We start from the raw sequence: 3,615 nt of genomic DNA, 5'->3' as shown, positions 1-3,615 counted from the left end.
GCCGGTTGGCCCTGCTGGGGCCCGGACGACACCTGCACCCCCTCCCCGGTGTACGTCGTGTCGAGCAGCGCCCCGATCACCGGGTACGTCGCGTGCCCCGACTCGATGAGCTGCTCGGCGGTGTGCCGCGCCTGCGACGCGGGGATCGCGAAGCCCAGGCCGATGCTGCCGGTGGCGGACATCGCGCCCGGCGGCTGCGCGATCGCCGAGTTGATCCCCACCACCTCGCCGCTCGAGTCGATCAGCGGGCCGCCCGAGTTGCCCGGGTTGATCGCCGCGTCGGTCTGGATCGCGTCGATGAACGCCGTCGCCGCACCTCCCCCGGTCTCGTCCCCCGCCTGCACCGGCCGGTGCAGGGCGCTGACGATGCCGGTCGTCACCGTGGAGTCCAGGCCCAGCGGGGCGCCGACGGCGAGCACGGGGTCGCCGACCACCACGGCGTCGGAGTCCCCGAGGACCAGCGGCTCCAGGCCGTCGGCGTCCACCTTCACCACGGCCAGGTCGTAGTCCGCGGTGCGGCCGACCACCTCTGCGTCGCGCTTGCGGCCGTCGGCGAAGACCACGACCGCCGAGCCCCCCGACGCCGCCGCAGGGGCGACCACGTGGTTGTTCGTGAGGATGTACCCGTCCTCGCGCAGCACGAAGCCCGACCCGCTGGACGCCCCGCTCGCGCCCTGCACCTGGATCGAGACGACGCTCGGCAGCACGTCGGCGGCGAGCGCCGCGACGGAGCCGTCCGGGCGGTCCGCGCCGGCGGACGCCCCGGCGGCCGTGCCCTCGTCCGCGTCCCGACCGCCCGACGTCGGCAGCGCCGCGTCCGCGGGCCTCCCGTCGTCCAGGGCGTCCGACACGCGGTCCCCCGCGAAGCCGCCGACGGCACCCGCGACGAGGGCCAGCACCACGACCGCCGCCGCCCCCGGGCGCCGACGGCGCGCCGGCCGCGCGGGAGCCGCCGTCTGCGGCGCTGCGGTCGGCGGCTCGGTCGGCGGCTCGGTCGGCGGCGCGGTGTCGGCCGGCACCGGCCTCGCCGACACCGTGGCAGGGAACAGGCTCGCCGCCGGCGGCGGCACGTACGGGTCGGGCTCCGGCGCCCGGGCCGGTGGCTCGGGCGGCGCGAACAGGTCGTCGGCGGGGCGGGACGGTTCGGTCATCGGCGCCAGACGGCTCCTGTCATCGCTCCGGACATCGCGTCGGACATGGCGCCGGACATCGCGCCGGTCATGATGGTCCAGCCGCGGGAGATCTCGCGCAGCACGCCCGTGTCGTCCCCCGCGGCGGAGCCCGGGAAGGCCGCCACGAGCTCGGCGAGCGCGTCGGCGTCGACGTCGGTCGCCACGTCGACGACGGTGTCTCCCGACTGCCAGGCGACGTGCCACGGATCGGCGGAGAGCACCCGCACGTCGTGACCACGGACGGCGAGGCCGCCCGTCGACCCGTCGGTGGCTCCGCCGGTGGTCCCGGCGACGGCCGTGCCCAGGTCCGCGAGCCGGCCCTGGCGCAGGCAGGCGACGGCGCTCCCGTCCGGCCCGGACAGGTCCAGCTCGACGGCCGCCGCGTCCGGGCCGCCGTCGCCGGCGCAGCCGTCCGTGCGCAGCGCGGTCACGGCGTACCCGTCGGGCAGCGCGGCGGGCGCGGACCAGCCGTGGTCGGCCAGCCAGGCGAGTGCGTCGGCGGTGGCCGCGCGGCCGGCCGCCACGTCGTGCCCGCCCGGCTCGGCGTCCGCCAGCAGCGTCAGTGCCGCGACCCGCGACGGGTCCGGGCTCACGACGGGGGCCTGCCCCAGCACGAACAGCGCGACGCCGAGCACGCCGACGCCGCCCGCCCCCGCGGCGACCAGCCGCCGGGTCCGGTGCCGCCGTCGGGAGCCCAGGTCGCCGGAGAGGGACGGCTCCCACGCCCGGGGCCGCTCCCAGTCCGCGGACCGGCCGCGGTCGCGCAGCGGGTCGCCGGTCGCCGACGGGATGGACGCCGACAGCGCGAGCAGGCGGTTCGTGAGCTCCGGGTCGGGCGCGACGTCGCAGGCTGCCGCGAGCGCGCGGTGCGCGGCCCGGGCCGCGTCGAGCTCGGTCGCGCACCGGGGGCAGCCCGCGACGTGCGCGAGCGCCCGCTCGGTCGCCGCGGCGTCGAGCTGGCCGTCGGCCAGGTCGCTCACCCAGGCCCCGAGGTGCCCGGACCCGGCGTACCCCGTCACGACGCCGCCCCGCCGTTCGCGTCCCGCGCGGTCACCTCCGCGCGCCGGTGCTCCAGCGCGTCGCGGAGCTGCGCACGGGCGCGGTGGATGCGGGAGCGGACCGTGCCGAGCTTGATGCCCAGCGTGACGGCGATCTCCTCGTAGCTGAGGCCCTCGATGTCGCACAGGACGACCGCGGCGCGGTACTCCGGGCGCAGCGCGTCGAGCGCGGCCTGCACGTCGTGGTCCAGGTTGGCGTGCTCGAACCCGCGCTCGGGGCGACCGTGGTCCTCGGGGGCCGCCACGCGGGCGGCGTCGTCGCCCATCGCCTCCATACGGATGCGCTTCTTGCGCCGCACCTGGTCCAGGAACAGGTTCGTCGTGATGCGGTGCAGCCACCCCTCGAACGTGCCGGGGGTGTAGCTGGAGAGCGACCGGAACACGCGCAGGAACGTCTCCTGGGTGAGGTCCTCGGCGTCCTGCCGGTTGCCGCTCAGCCGGTACGCGAGCCGGTACACGCGCGCCGAGTGCTCGCGCACGATCTCGTCCCACGTCGGGGGCGTCCATCCCGTCGCGGACGCGGCGTCCTCGGGCGCGCCGGAGGTCGCCTCGGCGGGGGCCTCGGGCACGTCCTGCACGGGAGCGGGGGCGGTCGTCATCATCACCATCGTCCCACGGCAACGTCCGGGCGCGCCGCGGCGTTCCCGCGTACGATCACCGCAGCACCACCCGCGCCGGCCGTCCGCCGGCGACCCCGCCGTGGAGGACCGCCATCACCACCGACGTCGACGCCCGCAGCGGTCGCACCGCAGCCTGGGCCTACAGCGAGTCCTTCGTCCCCGAGGACGAGGTGCTGCTCCGTGCCCGCGAGCGCGCGGCGGAGCTCGGCTGCGGGGCCGTCTCCCCCGGCACGGGGGCGCTGCTGCAGGTCGTGGCCGCGGCGCTCGGCGCCCGGGCCGTCGTCGAGGTCGGCACGGGCACCGGCGTCGCCGCCCTCTGGCTCCTGCGCGGCATGCCCGCCGACGGCGTGCTCACGACCATCGACGCCGAGCTCGAGCACCAGCGCGCCGCGAAGCGGGCCTTCGCCGAGGCCGGGATCGCGCCGGGCCGCACCCGCGCCATCCCCGGCCGGCCGGCCGACGTCCTGCCCCGGCTGACCGACGGCGCGTACGACCTCGTGCTCGTCGGGGCGGAGCCGCACTCCTATCCCGAGTACGTCGAGGCCGGCCTGCGGCTGCTGCGCCCCGGCGGCGTCCTCGCCGTCGACGGCGCGCTCCACGGCGGGCGCGTGCCCGATCCCGCGCGGCGCGACGAGGTGACCACCGTGGTGCGCGACGTCGGGCGCGCGCTGCGCTCCGACGACCGGGTGCTGTCCGCCCTGGCCCCGTCGGGGGACGGCCTGCTGCTCGCCGTACGGCGCTGAGACACGGCGGGCGCCGGGCGAC

Annotated in this window: 4 protein-coding genes; 1 reads left to right on the top strand and 3 read right to left on the bottom strand. The window is 78.0% G+C overall.

Annotation, left to right across the window (positions count from 1 at the left end; genetic code table 11):
• The 3 genes from ACFWEK_RS20015 to sigE all read right to left on the bottom strand — a co-directional run.
• On the bottom strand, positions 1-1,151 hold a 1,151-nt coding region (locus ACFWEK_RS20015), incomplete at its 3' end, for a S1C family serine protease (RefSeq protein ID WP_430555182.1).
• Positions 1,148-2,191, bottom strand: a complete 1,044-nt coding sequence (locus ACFWEK_RS20010) for a zf-HC2 domain-containing protein (RefSeq protein WP_430555181.1) — start codon at positions 2,189-2,191, stop codon at positions 1,148-1,150. The genes ACFWEK_RS20015 and ACFWEK_RS20010, both read right to left, overlap by 4 nt.
• Positions 2,188-2,829 carry an RNA polymerase sigma factor SigE gene (gene sigE / locus ACFWEK_RS20005; protein ID WP_430555180.1) on the bottom strand — a complete coding sequence of 214 codons (642 nt, stop codon included), beginning with the start codon at positions 2,827-2,829 and terminating at the stop codon, positions 2,188-2,190. The genes ACFWEK_RS20010 and sigE overlap by 4 nt, the downstream gene beginning before the upstream one ends.
• 191 nt (positions 2,830-3,020) lie before the next feature.
• Between sigE and ACFWEK_RS20000 the strand changes: the two genes are divergently transcribed.
• Entirely contained in the window at positions 3,021-3,593 is a 573-nt protein-coding gene (locus tag ACFWEK_RS20000; protein WP_430555179.1) for an O-methyltransferase, read from the top strand.
• Positions 3,594-3,615 lie beyond the last annotated feature (22 nt).

It is taken from the genome of Isoptericola sp. NPDC060257, from assembly GCF_042726645.1.
Classification (GTDB): domain Bacteria; phylum Actinomycetota; class Actinomycetes; order Actinomycetales; family Cellulomonadaceae; genus Isoptericola; species Isoptericola nanjingensis.
This window is presented reverse-complemented; position numbering and strand designations above follow the sequence as displayed.